Annotated in this window: 2 protein-coding genes; both read left to right on the forward strand. The window is 29.6% G+C overall.

Annotated features, from left to right (window positions below; genetic code table 11):
* Positions 1-189: 189 nt before the first annotated feature.
* Positions 190-789 carry a 30S ribosomal protein S4 gene (gene rpsD / locus HYY52_04880; GenBank protein ID MBI2996021.1) on the forward strand — a complete coding sequence of 200 codons (600 nt, stop codon included), beginning with the start codon at positions 190-192 and terminating at the stop codon, positions 787-789.
* 130 nt (positions 790-919) lie between these two features.
* A complete protein-coding gene (locus HYY52_04885; protein ID MBI2996022.1) occupies positions 920-1756 on the forward strand; it encodes a hypothetical protein in 837 nt (278 codons plus the stop codon).
* Positions 1757-1935 lie beyond the last annotated feature (179 nt).

Here is a 1935-nt window from a genome sequence, read left to right on the forward strand (position 1 = left end):
CAATTAAAACTCAAATGGAGTACAGGATGAAATCTGCATCTAAAAGATGGAGATTGTTTAATGCTAAAAAACTTCTTGTTCTTCGTGATACCATTTTTAATGGTCAGTGGGACAAGTTACCCCGAATTGCTTAACACACCCGTATTTTTATGGTAATATTAATAACCTTGAAATTTAGAGGTAATTAATTTGAGACATACAAATGCTAAGGATAAACTTTCCAGAAAGTATGGAGAAATACTTTCTGGTATGCCAATGTTCGAACTAAATAAAAGGCCTTATCCTCCTGGTCAACATGGTTTAAAACGTACAAAGAGTTCAGAGTATGGAAGTTTATTGCAAGAAAAGCAAAAGCTAAGGCATTGTTATGGAGTTACTGAAAGGCAATTTAAGAAATGTTTTAATAAAGCAAGTAAAATTAAAGGCCCTACGGGTGAGATTTTAATTCAATTGCTTGAAACGAGGCTAGATAACTTAGTGTATCGAATGGGTTTTGCACCTACCTTAGCTAGTGCAAGACAGCTTGTAAATCATGGACATGTTCTTGTTAATGATAAAAATATTGATATACCATCTTATACAGTAAAACCTAATTCTGTGATTTCACTAAAAGAAAAAACTCAAAAGTTAGAGATTGTAAAAAATTCACTAAAAAATATACCTCAGGTGTTAGAGTATGTTTCAGTTCAAAAGGATAATTTTTCAGGTAAATTGCTTGAGGTGCCTCAAAGGAGCAAAATACCAGTAAATGTAAATGACAGGTTAATAGTTGAATTTTATTCACGATAAATATTATTTTTTATAGTAATAACCCTCAAAATAACAAGATCTTGAAAAATGTTTAACAATTTAAATTCTTATGTTAGATGTAATCTTAACCTAATTATATTGCCTATAAAGTAAGCTATGTAACTAGATCATGGATACAAATCAATACAAAAGTACAACAGAAGATTCATTAATTAGCTGTCTTGAAGAACAAGCAGCAATATTAATAAACATGCTTTCTTACGGATTAGAAGTACCAGGAGATGAAATTAAAATTAGTTTTCCAACATTAAAGAATTTTTATTTTGTAAATAATGTTTATAAGTCATCATGGGCAATATACACACACAAAGACAAACTACCAAAACTTTTTTATACTGGTAACTTTTTAATTCAAGGTGGCCAATATGGAAGTAGATCATCGCGTTCTCCTTTTGGAGCAAAGGCACTTACAAGTTTAGCTTCAGTGGCTAATACTTTTTCATATGATGCTTCTGTATTTAAACAAAACTGGACGCTTGATCTTAATTTATTTGAAGAAAATAATGAAAAACTTAAATTTTCAGTTAAAGAATATCAAGAGTTTTTAAAAGTTTTAAACATTGTAAGAGCAAAATGGTTACTTCATTTAGGGGAAGAAGGAAATTTTGATTTTGCAATATGTGAATTTTCAGAACCAACTGACCCATTGTTTTTTATGGATTTAGAAAGTATTGATAGCTCAGCTACTAAAACTAAAACTTATTTTAAACAAATTTCACAAAACTCATTAAATTTATTTCAAAAGTTATCCTCAAGTACTGAGTTTGAAGGTAGGTTTTATAATTTACAACCAGGCATGTGGCTTAGAGATGATGTGCTAATTGAAATGGAAAGATTTTATCCAAATAAATTTTTTGAAGATGAAAAAGTTAAAATCCAATTTGAAGAATCTGACTATAATTACAGCAATCCGTTTAGGGTTCAAGCATTAAAACCTAGTTATTAAACCTACAAATTTATTTCTGATTTACCAATAATAATATAATTTACGCAACTTTGAAAATTAATCTCGAGAAAAGGCGTAATTCTTGAAAATATTAAAGTTTAAACAAAAATAGATGGCCTACATATTAATTCCTGGCATTGGTAGTTGTAATTGCTTAAAGGCATACTCTGTTCCACCAA

The organism is Candidatus Melainabacteria bacterium, from assembly GCA_016193285.1.
Taxonomy (GTDB): Bacteria; Cyanobacteriota; Vampirovibrionia; order 2-02-FULL-35-15; family 2-02-FULL-35-15; genus JACPSL01.